This is a genomic window from Dokdonia pacifica, assembly GCF_900188275.1.
In the GTDB taxonomy this organism is placed as follows: domain Bacteria; phylum Bacteroidota; class Bacteroidia; order Flavobacteriales; family Flavobacteriaceae; genus Dokdonia; species Dokdonia pacifica.
Genome location: NZ_FZNY01000006.1, coordinates 285,467 through 308,339 on the forward strand (window position 1 = coordinate 285,467; position 22,873 = coordinate 308,339).

The 22,873-nt window shown below is 33.2% G+C and carries 27 protein-coding genes; 7 read left to right on the forward strand and 20 right to left on the reverse strand.

Annotated elements, in window-relative coordinates:
- Positions 1-31: 31 nt before the first annotated feature.
- The 3 genes from CHB80_RS17935 to CHB80_RS17945 all read right to left on the reverse strand — a co-directional run bounded on the left by CHB80_RS17935 (position 32) and on the right by CHB80_RS17945 (position 1,596).
- Entirely contained in the window at positions 32-241 is a 210-nt protein-coding gene (locus CHB80_RS17935; RefSeq protein ID WP_089372888.1) for a hypothetical protein, read from the reverse strand.
- Positions 242-365: 124 nt separating this feature from the next.
- Positions 366-806: a hypothetical protein gene (locus CHB80_RS17940; protein ID WP_089372889.1), complete on the reverse strand. Its 441-nt coding sequence runs from the start codon at positions 804-806 to the stop codon at positions 366-368.
- Positions 799-1,596, reverse strand: coding sequence for a hypothetical protein (locus tag CHB80_RS17945; protein WP_143337174.1), 798 nt, complete (start codon positions 1,594-1,596; stop codon positions 799-801). The genes CHB80_RS17940 and CHB80_RS17945 overlap by 8 nt, the downstream gene beginning before the upstream one ends.
- Positions 1,597-1,835: 239 nt before the next feature.
- Between CHB80_RS17945 and CHB80_RS17950 the strand changes: the two genes are divergently transcribed.
- From CHB80_RS17950 to CHB80_RS17965, 4 genes are all read left to right on the forward strand, one after another.
- Complete coding sequence (locus CHB80_RS17950) at positions 1,836-2,696, forward strand: DUF4349 domain-containing protein (protein ID WP_089372891.1); 861 nt, start codon at positions 1,836-1,838, stop codon at positions 2,694-2,696.
- Between the two features lie 62 nt (positions 2,697-2,758).
- On the forward strand, positions 2,759-3,355 hold the full coding sequence (locus tag CHB80_RS17955; protein ID WP_089372892.1) for a SprT-like domain-containing protein: 597 nt from the start codon (positions 2,759-2,761) through the stop codon (positions 3,353-3,355).
- A 6-nt stretch (positions 3,356-3,361) separates the two neighbouring features.
- A complete protein-coding gene (locus tag CHB80_RS17960) occupies positions 3,362-4,450 on the forward strand; it encodes a mannose-1-phosphate guanylyltransferase (protein ID WP_179218209.1) in 1,089 nt (362 codons plus the stop codon).
- A gap of 29 nt (positions 4,451-4,479) precedes the next feature.
- Positions 4,480-5,895 (forward strand): DUF389 domain-containing protein, encoded by a 1,416-nt coding sequence (locus CHB80_RS17965; RefSeq protein WP_089372893.1) that lies wholly within the window; start codon positions 4,480-4,482, stop codon positions 5,893-5,895.
- Between the two features lie 28 nt (positions 5,896-5,923).
- On the opposite strand, the gene CHB80_RS17970 is transcribed toward CHB80_RS17965, so the two are convergent.
- From CHB80_RS17970 to gcvP, 6 genes are all read right to left on the reverse strand, one after another.
- The gene (locus CHB80_RS17970) at positions 5,924-6,685 is read right to left on the reverse strand and encodes an ABC transporter ATP-binding protein (RefSeq protein WP_089372894.1); all 762 of its coding nucleotides are present in this window, start codon (positions 6,683-6,685) and stop codon (positions 5,924-5,926) included.
- Positions 6,685-7,422 carry an MlaE family ABC transporter permease gene (locus CHB80_RS17975; protein ID WP_089372895.1) on the reverse strand — a complete coding sequence of 246 codons (738 nt, stop codon included), beginning with the start codon at positions 7,420-7,422 and terminating at the stop codon, positions 6,685-6,687. The genes CHB80_RS17970 and CHB80_RS17975 overlap by 1 nt, the downstream gene beginning before the upstream one ends.
- A 74-nt stretch (positions 7,423-7,496) precedes the next feature.
- The gene (locus CHB80_RS17980) at positions 7,497-8,624 is read right to left on the reverse strand and encodes an alkaline phosphatase (RefSeq protein WP_089372896.1); all 1,128 of its coding nucleotides are present in this window, start codon (positions 8,622-8,624) and stop codon (positions 7,497-7,499) included.
- A gap of 70 nt (positions 8,625-8,694) precedes the next feature.
- Positions 8,695-9,546 (reverse strand): glycosyltransferase family 2 protein, encoded by an 852-nt coding sequence (locus CHB80_RS17985; RefSeq protein ID WP_089372897.1) that lies wholly within the window; start codon positions 9,544-9,546, stop codon positions 8,695-8,697.
- 44 nt (positions 9,547-9,590) lie between these two features.
- Positions 9,591-10,652, reverse strand: coding sequence for a 3-oxoacyl-ACP synthase III family protein (locus CHB80_RS17990; protein ID WP_089372898.1), 1,062 nt, complete (start codon positions 10,650-10,652; stop codon positions 9,591-9,593).
- Positions 10,653-10,876: 224 nt separating this feature from the next.
- Positions 10,877-13,726 carry an aminomethyl-transferring glycine dehydrogenase gene (gene gcvP / locus CHB80_RS17995; RefSeq protein ID WP_089372899.1) on the reverse strand — a complete coding sequence of 950 codons (2,850 nt, stop codon included), beginning with the start codon at positions 13,724-13,726 and terminating at the stop codon, positions 10,877-10,879.
- Positions 13,727-14,051: 325 nt separating this feature from the next.
- Between gcvP and CHB80_RS18000 the strand changes: the two genes are divergently transcribed.
- Positions 14,052-14,681, forward strand: coding sequence for a UbiA prenyltransferase family protein (locus CHB80_RS18000; RefSeq protein WP_229746921.1), 630 nt, complete (start codon positions 14,052-14,054; stop codon positions 14,679-14,681).
- Here the strand turns inward: CHB80_RS18000 and CHB80_RS18005 are convergent.
- The 11 genes from CHB80_RS18005 to CHB80_RS18055 all read right to left on the reverse strand — a co-directional run bounded on the left by CHB80_RS18005 (position 14,670) and on the right by CHB80_RS18055 (position 20,366).
- Positions 14,670-14,912, reverse strand: a complete 243-nt coding sequence (locus tag CHB80_RS18005; RefSeq protein ID WP_089372901.1) for a hypothetical protein — start codon at positions 14,910-14,912, stop codon at positions 14,670-14,672. The genes CHB80_RS18000 and CHB80_RS18005 overlap by 12 nt on opposite strands.
- Positions 14,913-14,940: 28 nt before the next feature.
- Complete coding sequence (locus tag CHB80_RS18010) at positions 14,941-15,492, reverse strand: sigma-70 family RNA polymerase sigma factor (protein WP_089372902.1); 552 nt, start codon at positions 15,490-15,492, stop codon at positions 14,941-14,943.
- A 187-nt stretch (positions 15,493-15,679) separates the two neighbouring features.
- Positions 15,680-16,135, reverse strand: a complete 456-nt coding sequence (locus CHB80_RS18015) for an SRPBCC family protein (RefSeq protein WP_089372903.1) — start codon at positions 16,133-16,135, stop codon at positions 15,680-15,682.
- Positions 16,132-17,043: a TIGR01777 family oxidoreductase gene (locus CHB80_RS18020; RefSeq protein WP_089372904.1), complete on the reverse strand. Its 912-nt coding sequence runs from the start codon at positions 17,041-17,043 to the stop codon at positions 16,132-16,134. Before CHB80_RS18020 ends, CHB80_RS18015 begins: the two co-directional genes overlap by 4 nt.
- A gap of 3 nt (positions 17,044-17,046) precedes the next feature.
- The gene (locus CHB80_RS18025; protein WP_089372905.1) at positions 17,047-17,445 is read right to left on the reverse strand and encodes a hypothetical protein; all 399 of its coding nucleotides are present in this window, start codon (positions 17,443-17,445) and stop codon (positions 17,047-17,049) included.
- An 11-nt stretch (positions 17,446-17,456) separates the two neighbouring features.
- Positions 17,457-17,810 carry a hypothetical protein gene (locus CHB80_RS18030; protein WP_089372906.1) on the reverse strand — a complete coding sequence of 118 codons (354 nt, stop codon included), beginning with the start codon at positions 17,808-17,810 and terminating at the stop codon, positions 17,457-17,459.
- Positions 17,807-18,142, reverse strand: a complete 336-nt coding sequence (locus CHB80_RS18035; RefSeq protein WP_089372907.1) for a hypothetical protein — start codon at positions 18,140-18,142, stop codon at positions 17,807-17,809. Before CHB80_RS18035 ends, CHB80_RS18030 begins: the two co-directional genes overlap by 4 nt.
- Before the next feature lie 6 nt (positions 18,143-18,148).
- The gene (locus tag CHB80_RS18040) at positions 18,149-19,036 is read right to left on the reverse strand and encodes an SAM-dependent methyltransferase (RefSeq protein ID WP_089372908.1); all 888 of its coding nucleotides are present in this window, start codon (positions 19,034-19,036) and stop codon (positions 18,149-18,151) included.
- An 11-nt stretch (positions 19,037-19,047) separates the two neighbouring features.
- Positions 19,048-19,482 carry a hypothetical protein gene (locus CHB80_RS18045; RefSeq protein ID WP_089372909.1) on the reverse strand — a complete coding sequence of 145 codons (435 nt, stop codon included), beginning with the start codon at positions 19,480-19,482 and terminating at the stop codon, positions 19,048-19,050.
- Positions 19,479-19,796, reverse strand: a complete 318-nt coding sequence (locus tag CHB80_RS18050) for a hypothetical protein (protein ID WP_143337175.1) — start codon at positions 19,794-19,796, stop codon at positions 19,479-19,481. The genes CHB80_RS18045 and CHB80_RS18050 overlap by 4 nt, the downstream gene beginning before the upstream one ends.
- 66 nt (positions 19,797-19,862) lie before the next feature.
- The gene (locus CHB80_RS18055) at positions 19,863-20,366 is read right to left on the reverse strand and encodes a GbsR/MarR family transcriptional regulator (RefSeq protein ID WP_089372911.1); all 504 of its coding nucleotides are present in this window, start codon (positions 20,364-20,366) and stop codon (positions 19,863-19,865) included.
- Between the two features lie 224 nt (positions 20,367-20,590).
- Here CHB80_RS18055 and CHB80_RS18060 point away from each other — a divergent pair, with 224 nt between their 5' ends.
- Together CHB80_RS18060 and CHB80_RS18065 are read left to right on the forward strand one after the other, a co-directional pair.
- Entirely contained in the window at positions 20,591-21,823 is a 1,233-nt protein-coding gene (locus CHB80_RS18060) for a glycosyltransferase family 4 protein (protein WP_229746920.1), read from the forward strand.
- 11 nt (positions 21,824-21,834) lie between these two features.
- Complete coding sequence (locus CHB80_RS18065; protein ID WP_089372913.1) at positions 21,835-22,689, forward strand: AraC family transcriptional regulator; 855 nt, start codon at positions 21,835-21,837, stop codon at positions 22,687-22,689.
- Positions 22,690-22,873: the final 184 nt, after the last annotated feature.

Below are 22,873 nucleotides of genomic sequence, written 5' to 3' on the forward strand. Positions count from 1 at the left end.
ATGACTTTAATTATTCTTTATTAGAATACCTTTAATTAAATTGACATACATCAAAAAATTCTATAGGTCCTTGCGGAGTATCTACTGTAATTCCGCAGCTACGACCACAAGGACAGTCATTGTCATCAAAACATTGGACAAGTTGAGGTTGACAACCTCCCCAAAATCCTCCTTTAATTTCTTTTTGTTCGGTGTTAGATAATGTTCTAACACCTTTAAGATTTAATGTTTTCTTTAACATAGTAATAAGGTTTTTATGAGTTTATATCTTTAATAAGGTACGTTCTTTTTGATGTTAAAAACCTTAATTTTAGGATGTTAGTGTCCTATTTTGTTTAAAATGAGGAAGTGTTTTTATAATCGTATTATTCTTTATAAGCTTTTAAAATCACTTTGGAAGAAATGATTTCTTCACCATCTATAATCACTTTAGTACGTGTGATGTTTGAAAGAATAGTGTCTTGTTTATTATTAGCATATATAATTACTGTACGTATATTTTTGTTACTAGCATTTTCAAGAGTGATAGGGTCTAATAATATAATATCAGCTATAGTTTCCTGATAGTTTAAGTTTAATAATGCCATCGTATCAACATTTTGTTTAAAATCAGGATATTGCGATTGAAGTTTCTGAGTGTCTATATGATCTTGAATTTTCTCTTGGATTAATACTTCATAAGCATTTTCTAATGAAATAGTAACCGGTGCTTTTTCTTTATAGATACGGTCAGACATAGAATTATTGTTTTTAGAACATCCTCCTAATAACACACATAAACCTATAAAGAGAATTACTTTATTCATGGCTAGTTCTAAATTTAAGTTTAACAATCTGATTGCCTTCTTTGATAGATTCTATAATTTCAAATCGTTGTAGGCTTTTTGTGGGAGTCGTAAGTTTATCTATAAACTCTTCTTTTGTATACATTTCAACACCTACATCATAAGGGAGTACTTGAATTAAAATGGCATTCTTTGCAATGAGTTGATGTAATTGTTGTTTCCGTTTTTTCCAATCATTTACTTTATTATTTGCATAAAAATGTAACATGAGATTGTAATCATCTGTACGCAAAGGGATGTCTTCGGTAATTGAAGTGTTTATATGTCGTTTGATGGTATCTGTTTTGTGATAGGGTGATTGCACTATAAATTGTATATAATCTGCTTTTGCTTTCCAAGAGAAGCAACCTAAGCTATCACTTTTTATATAGGTAGGTGATTGATTGTTATTTAAAATGGTAATATCTAAAGGGATAGTATTAATATACGCACCCCTATCTGTATCTATAAAACAAAACCGGAATGTATTCTCTGTTTTAAAATAAGAGCTCATCAATACAAGAATAGTAACGATAAGTAAGAGTCCAATACCTATGTATTTGTATAAAGAATTTGTTTTCTTTTTTTCTTGAGTTGTTATTTTCTGTTCTTTAGAGAATGCAGACCAAGAGCTAGCTCCTGTATAACGGGATAATAGATTAAGAACATCAATTCTTGGAAGTTTTTTTGGTTCATTTTTAAAATACGTATAAAATGATTTTTCACTAATACTTCCATTTACTTGCTTTATTAAATCTTCCTGAAACAACACAATATCTTGTCCTTTCCAAGAAGCAATAGGTTTCTCTACCGTAGGGTGATTTTTCCTAAAAGTGGCTAATACTGCTTGTGTTAATGTGGTAAATAGTATGTATTCTTCCTTTGTGATAATCTTCTTACTATTAGGTTATTGCGTTTTGTAAATTAATTTACAAAGCCTTTACAAGTGTTTTACAATACTTTTCTAAGGGTTGGTTTTATGTTTGACTTCAGTAATCAATAAATAAAAAAATGAAGACACAAACATCAATTTTAAAGGTACTATTTCTTTTTATAGTTTCATCACTTTTCTATATTTCTTGTAGTAGGGAAAATGAATTTAATGATTTTGCACCTGTCGAATTAGAACGCACAGGAGAAACTGAAATGTTTAAATCTGTTGGAGCAAATGAAAAAGAAAGCACTATTTCTAAAACAGCACAATCAACAATAAAAATTATTAAAAATGCTACACTTAGAATGGAAGTAGATGATGTAGTTTATGCTACTCGTGTAGCTCGTGATTATGCACAGCGATATGAAGGATACATTTCTGATGAACGAATGACCACAAATACCTACCGTAAAGAAAATAGATTTACCATACGTATACCGCAGACTCATTTTGATACCCTATTAGATAGTATAAGTACGCTTTCTAAAACCATAGAAACAAAAAATATCACAACCGTAGATGTGACCGAAGAATATATAGATATTCAAAGTAGACTACAAACTAAAAAAGAAGTGAAAGAACGCTATGAATCTATATTAAGAAGTAAAGCAAAGACAGTAGAAGAAGTGCTTCAAGCCGAAGAAAAAATACGTACTCTTCAAGAAGAAATAGAATCTGCAGAAGGGAGATTACGCTACATGTCTAATAAAATAAGTTATAGTACAATACAAATAGATGTGTATCAGGAACTCCCTGTTATAGAAGAACCTATAGATAAAGGGCCTTCTTTTTTAACAGAAATAAAAGAAAGTTTACAGATAGGACTTTCAGTATTAAAAGTGCTTGTTTTAATATTATTTCGCATCTGGCCTATACTAATTATTGGCACAGGAATTTTGATATATTATCGCAAGAGAAAAAGTAAGCGTTTAAAATAAAATGAAACACTTTGCAGACTTGTCAGACATATAGAATATTCTTACTTTAGAAGAAGATTCCTATGGTAGAGATACTTGAAAAATATATTCCTGAACGTGCTGTACAGCCTGCTTTTGAACTTATCAAAACACATGGCGTGTATTTGAAAATCGTAAATGAACGTATTACTCGACATGGGGATTATAGAAGAATGCCAGATGGTCAACATCAAATTACAGTAAATGTAAGCCTAAATAGATATCGGTTTTTAATGACTCTTATTCATGAGATAGCTCATTTGGTCGCTTTCGAAAAATATGGACGTTTTATAAAACCGCATGGTAAGGAGTGGAAGCAAACCTTTCAATTACTAATGCTACCATTTATTAGACCAGATGTTTTCCCCCAAGAAGTTTTGCCATATATAGCACGTCATTTTAAAAACCCTAAAGCAAGTAGTGATACAGATGCGCATCTCTCTGTAGCACTTAAAAAGTATGACCCTCCCACTGATAAAAACTATATCTTTGAGATACCTCAAGGGTCGAGATTCAGAATTTATAATGGTAAAATTTTTAAAAAAGGAAACAAACGTGTAAAACGCTATGAATGTGTTGAGGTAGCCACAGGAAAGGTGTATTTGTTTCAGCCTAATGCTGAAATTGAACAATTGGATTAAGAAAATATGAGTATAAAAAATAAAAACTATTACGCATTATTAATGGCTGGTGGTGTTGGTTCAAGATTTTGGCCTGTAAGTGTAGAAGCTTACCCTAAGCAATTTCACGATATGTTAGGAACAGGAGAGACCTTATTACAAAAAACCTTTAAAAGATTAGCAAAACTTGTTCCTGAAGACCAAATACTTATTCTGACCAATAGTAAGTATAATGAATTAGTGAAAGAGCAAATTCCTGAGATCAAACAAAAAAATATTGTGTTGGAATCTGCAATGCGTAATACAGCTCCGTGTATTTTGTTATCTGCACTTAAAGTAGAAAAAGAAAACCCAGACGCTGTCATGATTGTAGCACCTAGTGATGCTTGGATTGAAGATGAAGATGCTTTTGTACATGATTTACAAATTGCATTTGATGCCTCGCAAGAAGAAAATGTGATTACCACATTAGGTATTCAACCTACATTTCCTAATACGGGATATGGATATATAAATTATGACCAGACGGATTCCGCTTTCGCGAAAGCGGTGAAACGTTTTACCGAAAAACCAGATTATCCTACAGCAAAACAATTTGTTGAAAGTGGGGAATATTTATGGAATGCCGGAATGTTTATCTGGAGTGCACAAACCGTTTTAAATGGATTTAAAGCACATCTTCCTGAAATGTATGCGCTATTTGCTAATGGAATACCAGTATATAATACTCCGGAAGAGCAAACATTTATAGATCGATACTATCCAGATGCCGAAAATATAAGTATTGATTATGGTATCATGGAGAAGCATGAGCAAGTAAAAGTAGTGCCCGCTACTTTTGATTGGAATGATTTAGGAACTTGGGGATCTTTGTATGAAAAAATGGATAAAGACCAAGACCAGAATGCAATTATTAATGCAAGAGTTGTTACTACAAATACATCAGGGACCATTATTAGAACATCAGGCAATAAAGTGGTTGTGGTAGATGGACTTCAAGATTATATTATCGTCGAAAAGGAAGATGTTCTCGTTATAGTACCAAAATCTAAAGAACAAGATATTAAAGAAATACGCAATACAGTACAATCAAAATTTGGTAGTAACTTAGGATAATGTAAGATCAAATTTATAGTTTGAAGAATATGGACGAAGCAGATAAAGAAATACAACAAAACAAAGAAGCGGTAAAACAAGATGCAAAAGGGCTTTGGGAAAGTTTGAAATCTTTTGTTTTAGAACTTCTTGACTTTAGAGCCGACACAGATCGTGAGGTTACGATCGAGCATATAAAAAATGATATCCCTTTTAAAGGAGCTACCGCTTGGATTTTGATATGCTCAATTTTTGTGGCATCTATTGGATTAAATGCAGATTCTACTGCGGTAGTAATTGGAGCCATGCTTATTTCTCCTCTTATGGGACCTATTTTAGGAATGGGAATGTCTATTGCAATTAATGATATCGATACTCTGAAAAAGTCATTAATCAACTTAACAACAATGATTGTGTTAAGTCTTATGACTGCCTATTTGTTTTTTAAGTTTTTCCCATTAGGAAATCAAGAAACATCTGAGCTTTTAGGAAGAACACAACCAGATATTAGAGATGTACTTATTGCTTTTTTTGGAGGACTAGCATTGATAATTGCTAGAACAAAAAAAGGAACCATTGCTAGTGTGATTTTTGGAGTGGCGATTGCTACTGCCTTAATGCCGCCTTTATGTACAGCAGGTTATGGACTCGCTAATGGGAATATGAAGTTCTTTTTAGGGGCGATGAACTTGTTTACTATTAATACTATATTTATTGCTCTTGCAACATTTATTGTGTTAAAAGTCTTGCGTTTTCCAATGCGTAAGTATGCAAATTCTAAAAAAAGAAAACGTATTGCACAACTAGCATCTCTTGCTGCTATCATAGTAATGATTTATCCTACAATTACATTTTTAAGAGTCTTGAAGGATAGTGGGTTTGAAAGAGATTATACAAATTATCTTAAAACAGAAATTGATTCTAATAATGAGCTTTGGTTTCAAAAAGGGATCTTAGATACAGATAAAAAAACGATCACTTTGTATTTTAATGGAGAGATAGCAGAAGCTACAGAAACCGACTTAAGAAATGAGGTGAAGAAATATGATAATATTGGTGATTTTGAAGTGAAAGTTAATGGAAATAAGAATAGAAGTTTCGATAAAATTTCAGATGCATATGATAGGGCTATTGTCGATTTAGATAAAAAAGATAATATCATATCAGGCTTACAAAATGAAATAGAAAACTTAAAAATCCAAATCGCAAATATTAATAAAAAGAATAATTCATTTTCTTTTTCTGAAATGTCTAAAGATGCCAAAATACAATTTCAAGAGTTAGAATCTTTTGGGTTTTCAAAAATGTTGATATCTGATGATTTTAGGACTGTAGATACAGTTAATGTAGCTACCGTAAAATGGAAATCTTCCTTAAATGATAGTGTCATTAAGGTCAGAGATAATCAATTAATAATTTGGTTGAAAGAACAAGTAAAAGCAGATTCGATAGTACTCAAAAAATAGATTTAAATGCTTAGTAAACTGTAATGGTTTACTGAGCATTTTGTGCTTTTCGTACCATCTTAAACAAATTAGAAGAATATACAAAGTTGGTTACTTCTTCATTATCTGTTCTAAAGATTTGAGTTTTGTCACCTTCCCAAGCAAGATTTCCCTCTTTTAAGAAAACAATTTTTTCCCCAATTTCCATAACGGAGTTCATATCATGGGTATTAATAATAGTGGTGATGTTAAATTCCTTTGTTATTTCTTGAATCAAATTATCAATAACTGTTGCTGTATGTGGATCTAAGCCAGAGTTAGGCTCATCACAGAAAAGATATCTTGGATTGTTTACAATAGCTCTAGCTATTGCAACACGTTTTTGCATCCCTCCAGATATTTCTGAAGGTAATTTATGATTTGCATTTTCAAGGTTTACACGATCTATAACAACGTTTGCACGCTCTCGCATTTCTGTTTTTTTCATCTTAGTAAACATCTGTAATGGAAACATTATATTTTCCTCAACAGTCATAGAATCAAATAGTGCACTTCCCTGAAAAACCATCCCTATTTTTTCTCGTATAGCACGTTGCTCTTCAAAATCTAAATCAGAATAACAAATTCCATCATAGAGAATTTTACCACTATCAGGTCTGAATAACCCGAGCATACTTTTTATAAAAACAGTTTTTCCAGATCCACTTTGTCCAATAATAAGATTGGTCTTGCCTTTGTCAAAAGAAGTCGTAAGTCCTTTAAGAACTTCTACATCACCAAACCCTTTTCTTAATTCTCTTACCTCTATCATTAGCTTAATAACATTTGGGTTATAAAATAATTAACAACGATAATAGATACACTTGTCCATACAAAGGAAGTTGTACTTGCTTTTCCTACTTCTAGAGCTCCTCCACGCATATAAAACCCATGAAAGGAAGGGATAGTGGCTAGCAAGAAAGAAAATATAAAAGTCTTTATAAAAGCATATGAAATATGAAAAGGAATAAAATCATCTTTTAGACCTGTTAAAAACTGATCGGCGGTAGTAAAGCCACCATATACAGCAGCAATATAAGCACCTAATATACCTAGAAACATAGCAATTGCAATGACAAAAGGATAGAAGCACATTGCTACAATTTTAGGAAATACGAGATAGTTTAAAGAATTAATTCCCATAACTTCCAGTGCATCAATTTGCTCAGTTACTCGCATTGTTCCTATGCTAGACGTGATAAACGACCCTACTTTTCCCGCCATAATAATAGATAAAAACGTAGGCGCAAATTCGAGAATAACAGATTGCCTTGATGCAAACCCTATCAACTCTTTTGGTATAATAGGATTGGTAAGGTTCAGTGCTGTTTGGATAGCAACCACACCACCTACAAAAAAGGAGATAAAGGCTACAATCCCTAAAGAACCGATAATTAGATCATCAATCTCTTTAAAAATTAATACTCTCAAGACTTTTCCTTTTGTCGGTTTGACAAAAGTCTCTTTAATCATTAAGAAGTACTTACCTATATCGTGTAGATATGTCATGTAATTGCTTTGAGAAAGCTAAATTAACAAAATAAACTCGCAGAGCGTTATTTTGCTATAGCTTTATGAACGTTCTATAACTTGAGTAATGCTTTGATTTTTTTGTAAATCTCTGTGTTTTCATAGATTCCAGAAAATTCTTCGGCACCAGGGCCATATGCAAAAACAGGAACCATAGTGGCTGAGTGTCCTCCGGTTGAAAATGAAGGTTTAATTTTATTGTAATTTCCATCGTCAGATGCCAATGTAAAGCCACCAGTTTCATGATCGGCGGTAACAATGACTAAGGTGTTTTTATCTCTTTTTGCAAAATCAAGTACTTTTCCTAATACCTTGTCAAAATCTATCATTTCTCCAATAAGATAATCTGCATCATTGGCATGTCCTCCCCAATCTATTTGAGAACCTTCTACCATCAAGAAAAAACCATCTTTGTCTTCTTGTAAATAAGAAAGTCCTAATGCTGTAGCATCATATAAAAACGAACCTCTTCCGTCTATCTTTTTAGGCATACCCCCATCAGCAAGTAGGAATCCATATTTTTTATCTTGACGCATAAACATATCCGTGTTAAGAAAGGTGGTATTTACTTCAAAGTTGTTTTTTTTCAATTGTGCTAAAAGATCTTTTTTATCTGATCTTTTATTAAAAAATTTAAGTCCGCCTCCTGCAAAAAAGTCTACAGAAGAGTTGGTAAGTGCTTCAGCAATTTCTTCTTCCATTCTACGTAATTTTACATGCGCATAAAAACTTGCAGGCGTTGCATGCGTTATTGTTGAGGTTGCAATCACTCCCGTGGCATACCCACGTTCTGATAACTCTTCTAGAATAGTTGGTGTTGCAATAGTGTCTGTATTTACTCCTATGGCACCATTATATGTTTTAATACCTGATGCAAATGAAGTTGCTCCTGCGGCAGAATCTGTAATAAGATCACTCGCAGAAGATGTTTTTATAAGCCCTATATATTTAAAGCGTTCATAATTTGAAGGCTCAGAATGGTAAAATTGTGTAGATGATATTTGAGTTAATCCCGTTCCATCAGCAATCATCATAATGATGTTTTTTGGTGCTTTTTGCTGTTGTACAGTTGTTTGTGGGGGAGTAGGAGGTTGTGGTGTTGTTGTAATTTTCTTGGTTGCACAAGAGAATAGTGTAAATAACGAGGCTATCGCTATAAGTTGAAATCTAAATCTAGACATAATGTATGCTTTATAGAAATGTAAAAATACTAATATATAAAAGGTAATGTATCAGGATAGTGTTAAGAATTTACGGAGTAATTTTAGAAATGATACCTTGCCATCTTAATTTCCTGATAAAAATCCCTTCTTCTTTAGTTACAAGATATGGTTGTTGTTCTCGTTTTGCACGAAAATAACCACTCATATAATCAAAAAAGAATTTTATTTTTTTCTTACGAAGTGCTAATTTTAAAGATGCAATGGTTGTTAGTATAAAGCCATATCGCATTCCATAAAATGCTTGTCCCTGTTTATATTTTGCAGCTTTTGTATAAGTGTTTCCTGTAGGTTTTAAATGTTTTACAGCGAGCCTTTCATTTGTGACAATATGCCATCCGTAATATTTTGACTGCAATTCATCTACGGTATCCCATCCCATTGCAGCTTTAAGGCCATTTATTTGTTTAAAACACGCTTTTCGATATGCTTTGAGCGCTCCTCTGATATGATCTTTATTCGTTAAATTTTCTAAGACCCATTTGTCCTGTTGTTTGATATAACAAAATCCTCCAGCCATTCCTACTTTTGAGTCTTCTTTAAAATGCTCAATAATGGTTTCTATGTAATCTGGTGGGAAGATAAGGTCTGCATCAAATTTGCATATGATATCATAATTTTCATCTAAGGTATCTAAACCTTTTTGAAAGGCTTGTATTACTTTACTCCCTGGTAAGTGTTGTGATTTAGCATTAGAATTAACTAGAGTTATGAATGGGTACGCTTTCGCGAAAGCGTATATCACCTCTTCAGAATTATCAGTACTGTGGTCATTTACAACAACAATTTTTTTTGGAAGTACTGTCTGAGTTACTAGAGAATCTAATGTTTGAGTTATGAGTGTAGCTTCATTATGACACGGTATGACAATGTAAACATCCATCATTATATTGGTTTTTTAAACCTCATCTTGTAGGGAGTTCCGTGTTAATATCTATAGGCAATTGCATTAATATTCATTCCAGCACCAACACTAGCAAATAAGATTAAATCTCCTTTAGCTATTTCTTGATCTTTTATTTTCCCATTGATAACAAGGTCAAATACCGTAGGTACTGTAGCTACAGAGCTATTTCCTAATTTATGAATACTCATAGGCATTACATTTTCAGGCATTGGATACTCATACAATTTGAAAAAACGCTCACAGATGGCTTCATCCATTTTTTCATTTGCTTGGTGAATAAATATTTTTTTTACGTTTTCTATTTTTTCTCCGCTCTTATCAAGGCAAGATTTCATAGCCTTAGGTACATTTGTTAGTGCAAAATTGTAAATTTTACGACCATGCATTTTTATATACCTAGTATCTTCAGGTTCTTCTTGATTATTTGATTTTCCAAAAAACAAGAAATAAGCTTCGTCATAGGTGTAGGTTGCAGATTCAAAGGAAAGAATGCCTGTGTCATTATTTTGATCCTCTTCTATAATGGTTGCTCCAGCACCATCACTATAAATCATACTATCTCTATCGTGCGGATCTACTACACGAGATAAAGTTTCTGTACCAATGACAAGACATCGTTTTGCCATCCCCGCTTTAATGAATGCTTGTGCTTGTATAACACCTTCTATCCATCCAGGGCATCCAAATAAAATATCATAAGCAACACAACGAGGGTTTTTAATACGTAAACTATGTTTTATACGAGAGGCAAGACTCGGAACAAGATCACTTTGCTCTCTGCCCTTTTGTACATCTCCAAAGTTATGAGCAACAATGATATAATCTATCGTTTCAGGATCTATATCTGCATCAGAAATTGCTTTTTCAGCTGCAAAAAAGCCTAAATCTGAAGAAGTAAGGTGATCTTTAGCATACCTGCGTTCTTCAATCCCAGTAATAGCTTTAAACTTTTCTATAATAATTGTGTTTTCATGCTTTATAGAAGAGCCATCACTATTTAGAAATAAGTGGTTATTAAAATCTTCATTTTTTTCAACCGCGCTAGGAATATAGCTTCCTATTCCTGTAATCTTAATACCCATATATTATGGTCTTTTTATTAATATTTTGTAAAAGTAATGAAACTCAATTGAATAGTTAATTCAAGATGAATTTATGATTATATTTTTGTGAATTTATAACTAATTTCAAGAAAATGATAAAAGATTAATTATAGTGAGTTTTATTTTTATTTTTTTTTGAGGATACTTAAAAAAATAGCAGGTATGTGTATACCTGCTACTCTATATAATGTATGTAAAATATGTTATGCTTCTTCCATATACTCTTCAATAGGAGCACATGTACATATTAAGTTGCGATCTCCATAGGCATCGTCTACACGTCTTACCGTTGGCCAGAATTTATTTTCAGCGATATATGATAATGGGTACGCTGCTTTTTCTCTGGTGTATGGGAAATCCCACGTGTCAGCAGTTAACATTGCAAGTGTATGTGGTGCGTTTTTCATCACATTATTAGGATCACTTACCGCTTCGTCAATTTCTTTTCTAATACTAATCATGGCATCACAAAAACGATCAAGCTCTTCTTTACTTTCACTTTCTGTTGGTTCAATCATAATTGTTCCAGCTACAGGGAAAGATACAGTAGGCGCATGGAATCCATAATCCATAAGACGTTTTGCTATATCCGTAACTTCAATACCATTAGTTTTGAACGGACGACAATCTATAATCATCTCGTGAGCTGCACGACCACGTTCTCCAGTATATAAACATTGATAGTGTCCATCTAAACGTTCTTTAATGTAATTAGCATTTAGAATAGCATATTCTGTAGATCTACGAAGTCCATTTTCTCCTAGCATTGTAATGTATGCATAGGATATTAAACAAGCCAATGCAGATCCCCATGGCGCTGCAGATATTGCAGTTATCGCTTTATCTCCTCCTGTTGTAATGATTGGATTTGATGGTAAGAATGGAACTAATTGACTAGCTACACAGATAGGGCCAACTCCAGGACCTCCTCCTCCATGAGGGATGGCAAATGTTTTATGAAGATTTAGGTGGCATACATCTGCACCAATAGCACCTGGATGTGTAAGTGCTACTTGGGCATTCATATTTGCACCATCCATATATACTTGACCACCATTTTCATGAATGATACTTGTAATTTCTTTAATAGCACTTTCATATACCCCATGCGTAGATGGGTATGTTACCATTAATGCTGCTAGATTGTCTTTGTGTTCTTCAGCTTTTGCACGTAAATCATCTAGATCTATATTTCCATTATCTAATGCTTTTGTTACAATTACTTTCATTCCAGCCATTACTGCACTGGCAGGATTTGTTCCATGAGCAGAAGATGGAATTAAGCATATATTTCTGTGAGCATCACCTCTTGATTCGTGGTAAGCACGTATCACCATTAATCCAGCATATTCTCCTTGAGCTCCAGAATTAGGTTGTAATGATGTTCCAGCAAAACCAGTAATTTCGGTGAGTTGATCTTCCAGTTTCTTTAACATTGCTTGATACCCTTGTGCTTGCTCTAAAGGAGCAAATGGATGGATATTTCCCCATTGTGGATTACTTAAAGGAAGCATTTCTGAAGCAGCATTTAACTTCATAGTGCATGATCCTAAAGAAATCATAGAATGATTTAGAGAGAGGTCTTTGCGTTCTAATTTCTTAATGTAACGCATCAGTTCTGTTTCAGAATGATAACTGTTAAATACATCTAACGTTAAAAAAGAAGTATCACGAGCTACTCCTCCAGAAATACTAGATCCTTCTATGAGTTCTTGTACTTTAATAGGAGTCTTGTCTAAGGCTTTTGCAAAAACAGCAATGATAGCATTGATGTTTTTTAATGTGGTTGCTTCATGTATTGATATAGACACCGTATCGGCATCTGGATAATAAAAGTTAATATTGTTTTCAGTAGCTATTGCTGCTACTTTTTGGCTATCTGTTTTTACTTGAATGGTATCAAAATAGGCTGTATTTGTCTGGTATAACCCTAATTTTTCTAATGCATCTGCAAGTGTTGCTGCAGCGTTATGTACTTTATTAGCGATATTTTTCAATCCTTCTGGGCCATGATAGACTCCATACATTCCAGCCATTACAGCTAGTAATACTTGTGCTGTGCAAATATTTGAAGTTGCTTTATCGCGTTTTATATGTTGTTCTCTGGTTTGGAGAGCCATGCGTAATGCACGATTTCCATTCATATCTTTTGTAACACCAATGATACGACCAGGAATATTACGTTTGTACGTTTCTCTTGTAGCAAAATAAGCAGCATGAGGACCACCATATCCCAATGGAATCCCGAAACGTTGTGTTGTTCCTACGACAACATCAACACCCATTTCTCCGGGAGCTTTTAATTTTACAAGACTTAAAATATCTGCTGCAACAGCTACTTTAATTCCAGCATCATTTGCTTGATTTACAAATCCTGAGATATCGTGTACTTGTCCTGATTTTCCAGGATATTGTAATATAGCTCCAAAGAAATCTTGAGAAAAATCAAAGGTTTCATGATTTCCTATGACAAGTTCAATACCTATCGGGGTTGACCTTGTTTGTAATAATGATAAGGTTTGAGGTAGTATTTCTTCAGATACAAAGAATTTTGAAATTCCAGCCTTTTTCTGATCTCTACTACGAACAGCATATAACAGTGCCATGGCCTCAGCAGCAGCAGTTGCTTCATCTAATAAAGATGCATTTGCTAGTTCCATTCCTGTTAGATCAGTGATCATTGTTTGGTAATTAAGCAATGCTTCTAATCTCCCTTGGGCTATTTCTGCTTGATAGGGTGTATATGCAGTATACCAACCTGGATTTTCTAAGATGTTACGTTGTATTACAGCGGGTGTAACTGCTTGATGATATCCTAATCCAATATAGGAGTTAAATACTTTGTTTTGTGAAGCAAGGTCTTGTATATGTGCTGCAAATTCATGTTCACTCATTGCAGGATCAAGGGCAAGGGGTTGCTCTAGTCTAATATTATCTGGGATGGTTTCAAAAATGAGTTGATCTATAGTTTCAACACCTACTTTTTGAAGCATGGCCGGAAGATCTGATCTTCTAGGGCCAATATGGCGTAAAGCAAATGAATCAGTATTCATATTGTTTTGAATTTTTAAGTAACAAAATTACGACTTATAACTGTAAAAAATCTATCTTTTAAGACTACAATTGGGTAAGTTGTAAACGATTTTGTGAGCTTATTAACAGTTGTCTTATTTTTGTTTAATGAAATGGTTAAAACGTATTTTTAATTTTTACATCAATAGTAGTATTCACGTGAGTTTAGCGGTGGTTTCTTTGGTGTTTATAACGTATGAAACTTTCAACATTTTATATCACAAGGAATTTATCTTTTTTGTTTTTTTTGCAAGTATAACGGGGTATAATTTTATTAAGTACTCTCGTTTAGCAAAACTGCATCATTTGAGTCTTACAGAATCACTGCGTGCCATTCAATTATTCTCATTACTATCTTTTGTTTGTATGATTTATTATGCAATGCAACTTTCTTATGATGTGTTGTTTGTATGTGGTGTTTTTGGCTTATTAACATTATTATACGCGTTGCCTGTGCTTTCGCGAAAGCGTAATTTACGATCCTTTCATGGGGCAAAAATGTATACGATTGCTATCGTGTGGTCAGGTGTAACGGTATTGTTGCCAGCAATAGATGGTATGTTGGAACTACAGGTAGATGTGTGGATTACTTTTGTACAACGATTATTGTTTATTATCGTTATTACATTACCATTTGATATTCGAGATCTGAATTATGATCGAGAAGAAATAAATACTATTCCTAAAAGTTTAGGAATAAAATATACTAAGCTTTTAGGAATAGGTTTATTGATATTATTTTTTATACTTGAGTTTTTTAAAGATCAACTTCAGTATAAAAATGTGTTTTCTATATGTTTGATAAGTGTGCTTTCTGCTATATGTTTACTAGCTTCTTCAGATAAGCAATACAAATATTATGCTTCTTTTTTTGTGGAAGGGTTGCCTATGATTTGGTTTGGTATATTGAGTTTATTATATGCTTTATTGCCCTAATTCTCTTGCAAGTCTTTCTTTAAGAGCATTCTTTTCATCTTTACTTACTGTTTCAACTTTAGGATTATTCATCGCTTTTGTAAGTTTAGTATTGTTTGCAGTATATGTTCTACAAGCCCTACAATACAGTAAGTGAAAGGTAAGCTTTACTTTCTCTAGAAAGCTAGCTTCTTTGTATTGATTTTTGTCACATATATGATTTGCTTCGTGACATTCTAATTTTACTTTCATAAGTCTTTTTCTTAATAGTTTTGAGTCTTTAGAACCAGTCTTTTTCCATACAACTAGCCATAGCTGTACGAGCTCTATGTATTATTACCCAAAAGTTAGACGGGGTAATATCAAATTCATTACAAATTGTTTCTGTATCAAATCCGTCTATTGTTTTCATTCTGAAAATACGCGCTTGTTTTTCTGGAAGCTTTGAGAGACAGCCATATATTGCTTCTCCTAATTCTTCATTTTGAATCTGATCCTCGGCAGTTTTATCAAATGGATCAGCTACGCGTTCTTCTAGCCAATCTCCTTCGCTCTCATCGTCTTTATAATTGATATGAACTTCGGCCTTTCCTTTTTTGGAATTAGATTTACGATAATGATCAATAATTTTACGCTTAAGGATAGATATAAGCCATGTACGTTCACTGGCATCTCCTTTAAAGTTTTTCATAGACTTAAGACCAGCAAGAAAAGTTTCTGATATTAAATCTTGAGCCATCTCTCTATCATTAACGCGAGCTATGGTATAATTAAATAAATAATCTGAATATTGATCGACCCATTTCGTAGGATCTATTTGGTTTGATGGCATAGCCTATTTTATCGAGGATTCACGCAAAAATAACAATTTTGATAATATTGACACGGTTAATGCAAATTTTATGTGATTTATATATAATTTCTCTCAAATGAATAAGGCATTTTTAGTTAATAAAGGCAAGTTCGCACCACACACAACTTGCCTTTATGATACTAAACATTATATGTAATTATAATGCTTAGCGATTATTTTCTAGTTCCTTTTTTAAAATTGAATTTCTGTTTACAATAAAATCTTTCATATGTTTTTTAAGAAGTAATCGGTCAAATAATTTCCCAAAGACACCGTAAGGGGTTTGATAGGTGATCACATCTTTCATATGAACACCATCTTCTTTTTGTTCAAAATAGTGTTGATGTCTAAACGATTTAAAACGCCCATCTATCATTTCATCTACAAAATAGGTAGGGGCATCATAAGCCGATATGATGGAAGTATGGGTCAAGAATACACCAAAGTGTTTTCCTCTCCAAGTAACCGTCTCGTTATGTTTAATAATCCCAGAAGTTACACCTGCAATGGCTTCTTCATTTGTTTGTGAAGCGGTTTTCTTATGAAAATCAATATCTAAAGAGAGTTGAAAAGCGTCTTCTATAGTACTATTTATTTTAGTATGTAAAGTAATTACGGTCATTTGATTAATTGCTTTAATGCTTTTTCTAAATCTGTATGTGAAAATGTATATCCATAATCGAGCAATCGTTTGGGTACTACATTTCGGCTTTTTAGTAGCAATTCAGTTTCCGTACGAATTAGAAATGCTCCAAACTCTAATATAGGCTTATTTGCAGGTATTCCAAAAGGTACCTTAAGTGTTTTACGTAATAAACTCATTAATACTCTATTGGTAGATGGATGAGGAGATACTACATTTATGACACCTTGAATTTGATCATTTTGAATGCAAAAATCAATGATTTGAACAAAGTCTTCTTCGTGTATCCAACTGAATTTTTGATTGCCAGATCCTTGCTTTCCACCAAGACCTAATCGGGTCATGGTGACCATAGGTTGTAAAGCTCCTCCTTCTTTACCTAATACAATAGCGGTGCGTAATGCAATCTTTCTTGTAGTAGGTGTATTGGTTTCAAAAAATGCTTTCTCCCAAGCTTTCGCCACTTCTACAGAAAAACCACTCCCAATCTCTCCATGTTCTTCATCCATTTCTTTATCCAGTGAGTGCCTATAAATAGTCGCTGTAGAAGAGTTTAACCATATTTTGGGAGGATGCTTAGCCATTGCGATTGCTTCACCAAGAACTTTAGTGCTATCTACTCTAGAATTTAGAATGAGGTCTTTGTTTTTTTGATGATATCTACAATCTACAGACCGTCCTGTCATATTTATAAGAACAGTTGCATCCTCTAATTCAGAAGCCCAATTACCTATCGTTCTGGCATCCCATATCACCGTTTTATAGTTGGTAGAAGGCTGGGTGCGCTCTCGCGAAAGCAAAACAATTTCGTCAAAAGCGTCTTTGAAATAAGAAATGATAACCGATCCTAAAAAGCCAGTACCTCCAGCAATAATTAATTTTCTCATAGTTTACTGCGTTACGGTAGGCCCTTGAACCCGTTGAATAATAGTAGATTTTGATTTCTTACGACCTCTTAAAAATAAGAATAAATTTAGGAAGAGCATTACTCCTAAATAAATAGAAAAACCACCAATTTTAGTGCTTAATACCTCAATAAGTTCTTGATAAGTTTCATTAAAATGATAACTAGGGATTCTTAATATAGAAAGTCCAAAACCTAGGTTTAATAAATAGAACCCGACTTCAAAAAGCTTATTGGTAGAAAGTGCAATTTCTTCTCGGCCTTTAAAAATTTCTATCATAAAAATGCGACCATTCTTAAATAATGTTTTTGATACAAAAAAAGTAAGTAAAATAATAACTGGTAAGTAGATAAGATAACCGATAATGATTTTTGAAGTTTCCATAGTAAATGTATTTAAATGTGTTGTTTTTTTGATTTGAAAAAAAGTTGCAATACGATAATATTCATATAATGTAACACCGCAAGGGTAAGCACAATACTTCCCACATGTGATGCTATAGTATCTATCATGCTATAGGTATTTTGTATAGTTTTCCAAGTAGATATGCTATATACAGCATACCCTATGTTTAGTAAATAATACCCCGTTAATAGTATGTTGTTTATATACAAGCATAATTGTGTATTAGTAGGCATAAGATGTAAGACAAAGACATTTCCATTACGATAGCAGATAAGCCCTACTTTGTATATGATATATACCATGATACAACCATAAATAAGATATGAGAGGATGTTATAGTTCATATACTTATATGTTTATGCTGTTTGTAAGAGAGAAATAAGAAGTAAAAAGCTAATATTCCTGAATACCCTATTAATGTATTTAAAAATACATCAGAAGAGACAAAACAATAATATGGGACTAAAAGAGAAATTAAAATTCCATAAATAATAAAATAAGGCTTTAATGGTGTTGCTATTTTTTCCCAATTGAAAATATAGATGCCAAAACTAATGAGCTGAATAACCCCTAAAACTGCCTGAAATAATCCACCTATAATCATTCCTATTATACTTAGATATAATATTGATGTAGTAATGATCCACCATTTATTTATTTGATATAGATTTTTCATAGTATTTTATTTTTCTGCGGTGATGAGGTAATACCCAAAATCTTTCATATGAAGTCCAGAAGTCAACGCATAAAAAGAAGCTTTTAGATTATCCCAACTTTGTTTTTTGATAGGTTCTCTTTTAAAAAGTTTCTTTATGAGAAATAAAGGAATGGCAAAAGGCACATGAAAAACAGAAGGTGCTACTCTAGGAGAGATGTCTTCTATCGTAATTTTGGAAAAACCTATGTTTTCTAAATCGCGTTTAACCTCATGGATCACTCCAAGACCTTCCAAACTCCATTTTTCACAAAGCTTTTTATAACTATACGAACTTCCGATGCATAATTTATTAGGGTCTTTTTTTATGAAAGCATCTGCAATTACTAAACGTTTTCCTGGTGTAAGTATACGATGTGCTTCTTCTAGTGTTTTATAACTATGTCCTGTATGACAAAAACTTTCCATCGCAATAGCCCCATCAACACTATTTGAGGGTATAGACGTATTTCTAAAATCTTCTTTAACAATAACACCTGGATATTTTTTTAGTAGTTTGTTTCCTTCTGTTACTTGAAAATCAGATAGGGTAACACCTATCATAGAGGCTAATGAATGTCTCTGTAAAAGATAGCGCATGGTTCCTCCCATACCACATCCTAAATCTGCTATAAACTGTTTTGAAGAAGAGAGGTTAAGTCTTTTTAAAACCTGAGAGTTCATCTCATTAAGCATGGTGTCACGTCTCAGAGGATTTGTTTTTCCAAATAAGAAATACCCAAAATGCATATTAAAATCCTGACTCCAAAAAGTGTAATCTTCTGTTGCTTCATCATAAAATGTTTTTATCTCTTTAGGTGTAGCATGTGTCTTTTTTTGATAAGTCTTTATGATATGTGAAAGTGGAATATTCATGGTGATAGTGTTTAAATGATTCCTGAAAGGTTGTGTATAAATAATACGGTATAGACTATTGCGAATAGAACAAACAAGGTATTCATGCAATAACTCCCTATTTTAAAGATGGGTTCTTGCGGAATTTCATACATAGGGTAATACGCGATTTGAGTACCTACTTTTCCTACCCAGTAAGCTCCAATTAACCCCGTGATTGCTATGGCTAAGGGCGTTTGATTTTTAAGATCCTCTGTGAGTAAAAGAGCGATCAGTCCAAAAGAAAAATTAAGCCCTTGAATATAACGTCCATACGTTTTTGCAATTTCTTGATTAAGTGGTTTTAATTGTTTTACATCCGTATACCAATCAAAAACACGGTGACGTATGTAGGGATAGATAAGCGCTGTAAATATTTGACCACAACCTCCTACAACGATAAGCCAATTTGGAATTGAAAAATTCATAACTTCTCTGGATTTATAGTGTATAACATAAAGGTGAAATAAAGCGATAATGGAATAGGTAAAAACATCCAGCTTTTTTCCCAAGGCAGATAACAACTTCCTAGAAATAATAATAAACCTCCTATATATAATTGAAAACGAGTGCTAAAAGGTTTGTACATGAAAAGGAACAAGCCTGTAATCCCTTGAAAAATCCCAAGAAAGAATGCAAATACAGCAGCGATCAACCAAAATCCATTTGATATTAACCCTAATAAACTTAAAAGGATACCGACTCCCATTAAAAAGTAGTTGATGTTTCTTGTTGTTCTCATAATCAAAGTATTTTAAAGTTTCAGAAAATATTGAAACTTATAATTAAAAAAATAGTTTAATACCTGTCAGCGCATTAATTTTAATATGGTTTTTGTGATCCAGTTTTCTTTTTGTTCTGTTATTTTTTCAAGCATATTATCGGCTCTCGAAACAAAGTCATATAACTCTTCGGTCTTTGCTTTAAAATGAGATGCTTTTGTAGACTCTTCTCCATCTATAGCACTAATATCTTGTAGTACTCTTAAGGTAGGTTTGATTTCTCTACGACTGCGCTCTCTAGCAATCTTACGTGCCAACTCATCTATGTTTCCTTCGGCAGAGAAGAACTCTTTTCGCTCTCCAGGTTTATACTCTTTAAATACAATCCCCCAATCCATAAGTGACCGCAAATTCATACTAGTGTTTCCTCTAGAAATATGAAGCTCCTCCATAATGTCCTCCATACTTAAAGGCTCAGGCGATATCATCAATAAGGCATGTATTTGTGCCATGGTTTTATTAATACCCCATTGTGAACCTAGTGCTCCCCAAGTTTGAATAAATTTTGATTTTGCTTCTTCAAATTTCATATGTCAAAGATACTACTATTTTTGAACTTTCAAAATATTTTGAAACATTTATAACTTTATTTCATTTTTAATGAAAGGAAAGAGTGCTGGATGTAATTTCGCCGAAAGGCAGAGAAATAGAAAATAGAAAAGAGAAAAAAGATATTTGAGATTTGATTTTTATAATTCGATACATATTACCTAAGTAATAGCTTTAAAAATGATCTATTCCTTATTTTTACCATGTGAACGTATTAATCATTTCTAGTGTTTGGGTAGAACCACAATCATCGGCAGCGGGAAGTCGGATGTTGCAATTAATAGGGTTGTTTCTTTCTAAGGATTGGAAGATCACCTATGCATCTACAGCATCTCCTAGCGAATATGCTACAGATCTTACCAAAAAGGGAATTGATACAATTTCTATCGCTTTAAATGATGCTAGTTTTGATGTTTTTATAAAAGATAACTCACCAGATATAGTGCTTTTTGATAGGTTTATGGTCGAAGAGCAATTTGGATGGCGCGTTGCACAACAGTGTCCAGATGCCCTACGTATACTCGATACAGAAGATTTACATTGTTTACGTAAAGCACGACACCAAGCTGTAAAGGAAAATCGCATTTTTAATGAGAATGATCTTCTTTCTGATATCGCCAAACGAGAAATCGCAAGTATCTATAGATGTGATCTTACACTAATGATCTCTGAATATGAAATGGAGTTGCTTCAGGAGTTCTTTAAAGTTCCTAGAAAGCTTTTGCATTACCTGCCATTTGTGCTCTCGCCTGTATTAGGAGACTTTATTCCTTTTGAAGAAAGAGCTCATTTTATTGCTATTGGTAATTTTTTACATGCACCCAATTGGGATGCAACATTACAGCTTAAAAAGGTTATCTGGCCAGAAATTAGAAAAACCATTCCGGATGCGCAATTGCATGTGTATGGAGCGTATGCTTCAGAGAAAGTACTGCAATTACATAATCCCAAAGAGGGATTTTATGTAAAAAGAAGGGCTGAAGATGCTATAGAAGTTATTTCAAAAGCGAAAGTATTACTGGCTCCCTTACGTTTCGGGGCAGGTCTCAAAGGAAAATTTATAGATGCTATGCAATGTGGTACGCCAAGTGTGACCACTCAAATAGGGGCAGAGGCAATGCAAGGTGATTTTACATGGGGAGGTGCTATTGAGGATGATGTATACGCTTTCGCGAAAGCGGCCACCGCCTTATACACTTATAAAAACCTGTGGAAAGTAGCGCAAGATCATGGGCGTATTCTTATCAATAATCGTTTTCAACGTGTAGATTTTGAAGATGGTTTTTATGATGTCATCATGCAGTATAAAAACACATTGACAGCTCATAGACAAGCTAACTTCACAGGACAAATGTTGTTACATCACACCTTACAAAGCACTAAGTATCTCTCTAAGTGGATTGAGGAGAAGAATAAAAAAGAGAATGTAAAAAAATAATACTACCAAGAATGTTGCAATTTGATTTCTTAAAAAATAAGTATGGTAAAGAGTTGCTTATTGATTTAGGTCGGATAGAAAGATTGCATGGCTACATTCTAGAAGATACACTTCATTATATAACTTTTTATGAAGTATTAGTTATCACAGATGGTAAAGGTACGTTTTCATTAGATGGAGAAATCAAAGAACTACGACGAGGAACGGTAATAGTTGCTTTGCCTAATCAAGTACGTCAATGGAACGTTAAGGGAGCTGTAAAAGGATTTGCTTTTTTCTTTGAAGGAGAATTTTTAAATACACACTTTAAGGATAAATTTTTTTTAAACCGTTTTTCAATATTTGACTACGATCGGCCAAGAATTGGATATGATTTGGAAGAAGAGCACATACAAAAGTTACTGTGGTCTTTTGAAGAAGTCGAAAAAGAATTTCTTGAATTAGAAGGAGATAGTTCTCATATATTTCGTTCCTTATTATATTTTGTTATTAGTCAAATTGACCGATATTATCGTAAAAATGTCGGACAACAAAATGAAGAAGCTCCTCTTCATATATATCAATTTAAAAAGCTGTTGGATAAGAACATTTATCAATGGCAAACTGTTCAAGAGTATGTTAGTGCAATGCAAATAAGTAAGGATCACTTAAATAATCTAATACAAGGTTATTTTAAACAAACCCCTTTACAGATTATTCATCGTAGAATAGAACTCATCGCCAAACGGGAAATTCAATATTCTGATAAGACAATGAGTGAAATATCTCACGAACTTAATTTTTCTGATGTTTCCAATTTTAATCGCTTTTTTAAGAAAAGAACAGGACTCACTCCTAAATCATTTAGAGTCAAAATGACCAGGTAAAAGTCTTTTTGACCTGTTTTGGGTTTGGTAAATGGTGCAATTTTGCGCTAAAGATTTATGCCATTGAAGAGTGTTAGATTCTTATTATTTATATGAACAAAATCCTATTATGCTATGGGTTTGAGTCAGTATGAGATAAATGGTATTTCAGATTAATTATTAGAATAATGAAAAAAATAAGTTT

Bases quoted from the DNA above. Each gene is read 5' to 3' on its own strand.
- CHB80_RS17935 (WP_089372888.1), bottom strand. From the start codon at position 241: ATGTTAAAGAAAACATTAAATCTTAAAGGTGTTAGAACATTATCTAAC.
- CHB80_RS17940 (WP_089372889.1), bottom strand. From the start codon at position 806: ATGAATAAAGTAATTCTCTTTATAGGTTTATGTGTGTTATTAGGAGGA.
- CHB80_RS17950 (WP_089372891.1), top strand. From the start codon at position 1,836: ATGAAGACACAAACATCAATTTTAAAGGTACTATTTCTTTTTATAGTT.
- CHB80_RS17955 (WP_089372892.1), top strand. From the start codon at position 2,759: ATGGTAGAGATACTTGAAAAATATATTCCTGAACGTGCTGTACAGCCT.
- CHB80_RS17960 (WP_179218209.1), top strand. From the start codon at position 3,362: ATGAGTATAAAAAATAAAAACTATTACGCATTATTAATGGCTGGTGGT.
- CHB80_RS17965 (WP_089372893.1), top strand. From the start codon at position 4,480: ATGGACGAAGCAGATAAAGAAATACAACAAAACAAAGAAGCGGTAAAA.
- CHB80_RS17970 (WP_089372894.1), bottom strand. From the start codon at position 6,685: ATGATAGAGGTAAGAGAATTAAGAAAAGGGTTTGGTGATGTAGAAGTT.
- CHB80_RS17975 (WP_089372895.1), bottom strand. From the start codon at position 7,422: ATGACATATCTACACGATATAGGTAAGTACTTCTTAATGATTAAAGAG.
- CHB80_RS17980 (WP_089372896.1), bottom strand. From the start codon at position 8,624: ATGTCTAGATTTAGATTTCAACTTATAGCGATAGCCTCGTTATTTACA.
- CHB80_RS17985 (WP_089372897.1), bottom strand. From the start codon at position 9,546: ATGGATGTTTACATTGTCATACCGTGTCATAATGAAGCTACACTCATA.
- CHB80_RS17990 (WP_089372898.1), bottom strand. From the start codon at position 10,652: ATGGGTATTAAGATTACAGGAATAGGAAGCTATATTCCTAGCGCGGTT.
- gcvP (WP_089372899.1), bottom strand. From the start codon at position 13,726: ATGAATACTGATTCATTTGCTTTACGCCATATTGGCCCTAGAAGATCA.
- CHB80_RS18005 (WP_089372901.1), bottom strand. From the start codon at position 14,912: ATGAAAGTAAAATTAGAATGTCACGAAGCAAATCATATATGTGACAAA.
- CHB80_RS18010 (WP_089372902.1), bottom strand. From the start codon at position 15,492: ATGCCATCAAACCAAATAGATCCTACGAAATGGGTCGATCAATATTCA.
- CHB80_RS18015 (WP_089372903.1), bottom strand. From the start codon at position 16,135: ATGACCGTAATTACTTTACATACTAAAATAAATAGTACTATAGAAGAC.
- CHB80_RS18020 (WP_089372904.1), bottom strand. From the start codon at position 17,043: ATGAGAAAATTAATTATTGCTGGAGGTACTGGCTTTTTAGGATCGGTT.
- CHB80_RS18025 (WP_089372905.1), bottom strand. From the start codon at position 17,445: ATGGAAACTTCAAAAATCATTATCGGTTATCTTATCTACTTACCAGTT.
- CHB80_RS18030 (WP_089372906.1), bottom strand. From the start codon at position 17,810: ATGAACTATAACATCCTCTCATATCTTATTTATGGTTGTATCATGGTA.
- CHB80_RS18035 (WP_089372907.1), bottom strand. From the start codon at position 18,142: ATGAAAAATCTATATCAAATAAATAAATGGTGGATCATTACTACATCA.
- CHB80_RS18040 (WP_089372908.1), bottom strand. From the start codon at position 19,036: ATGAATATTCCACTTTCACATATCATAAAGACTTATCAAAAAAAGACA.
- CHB80_RS18045 (WP_089372909.1), bottom strand. From the start codon at position 19,482: ATGAATTTTTCAATTCCAAATTGGCTTATCGTTGTAGGAGGTTGTGGT.
- CHB80_RS18050 (WP_143337175.1), bottom strand. From the start codon at position 19,796: ATGAGAACAACAAGAAACATCAACTACTTTTTAATGGGAGTCGGTATC.
- CHB80_RS18055 (WP_089372911.1), bottom strand. From the start codon at position 20,366: ATGAAATTTGAAGAAGCAAAATCAAAATTTATTCAAACTTGGGGAGCA.
- CHB80_RS18065 (WP_089372913.1), top strand. From the start codon at position 21,835: ATGTTGCAATTTGATTTCTTAAAAAATAAGTATGGTAAAGAGTTGCTT.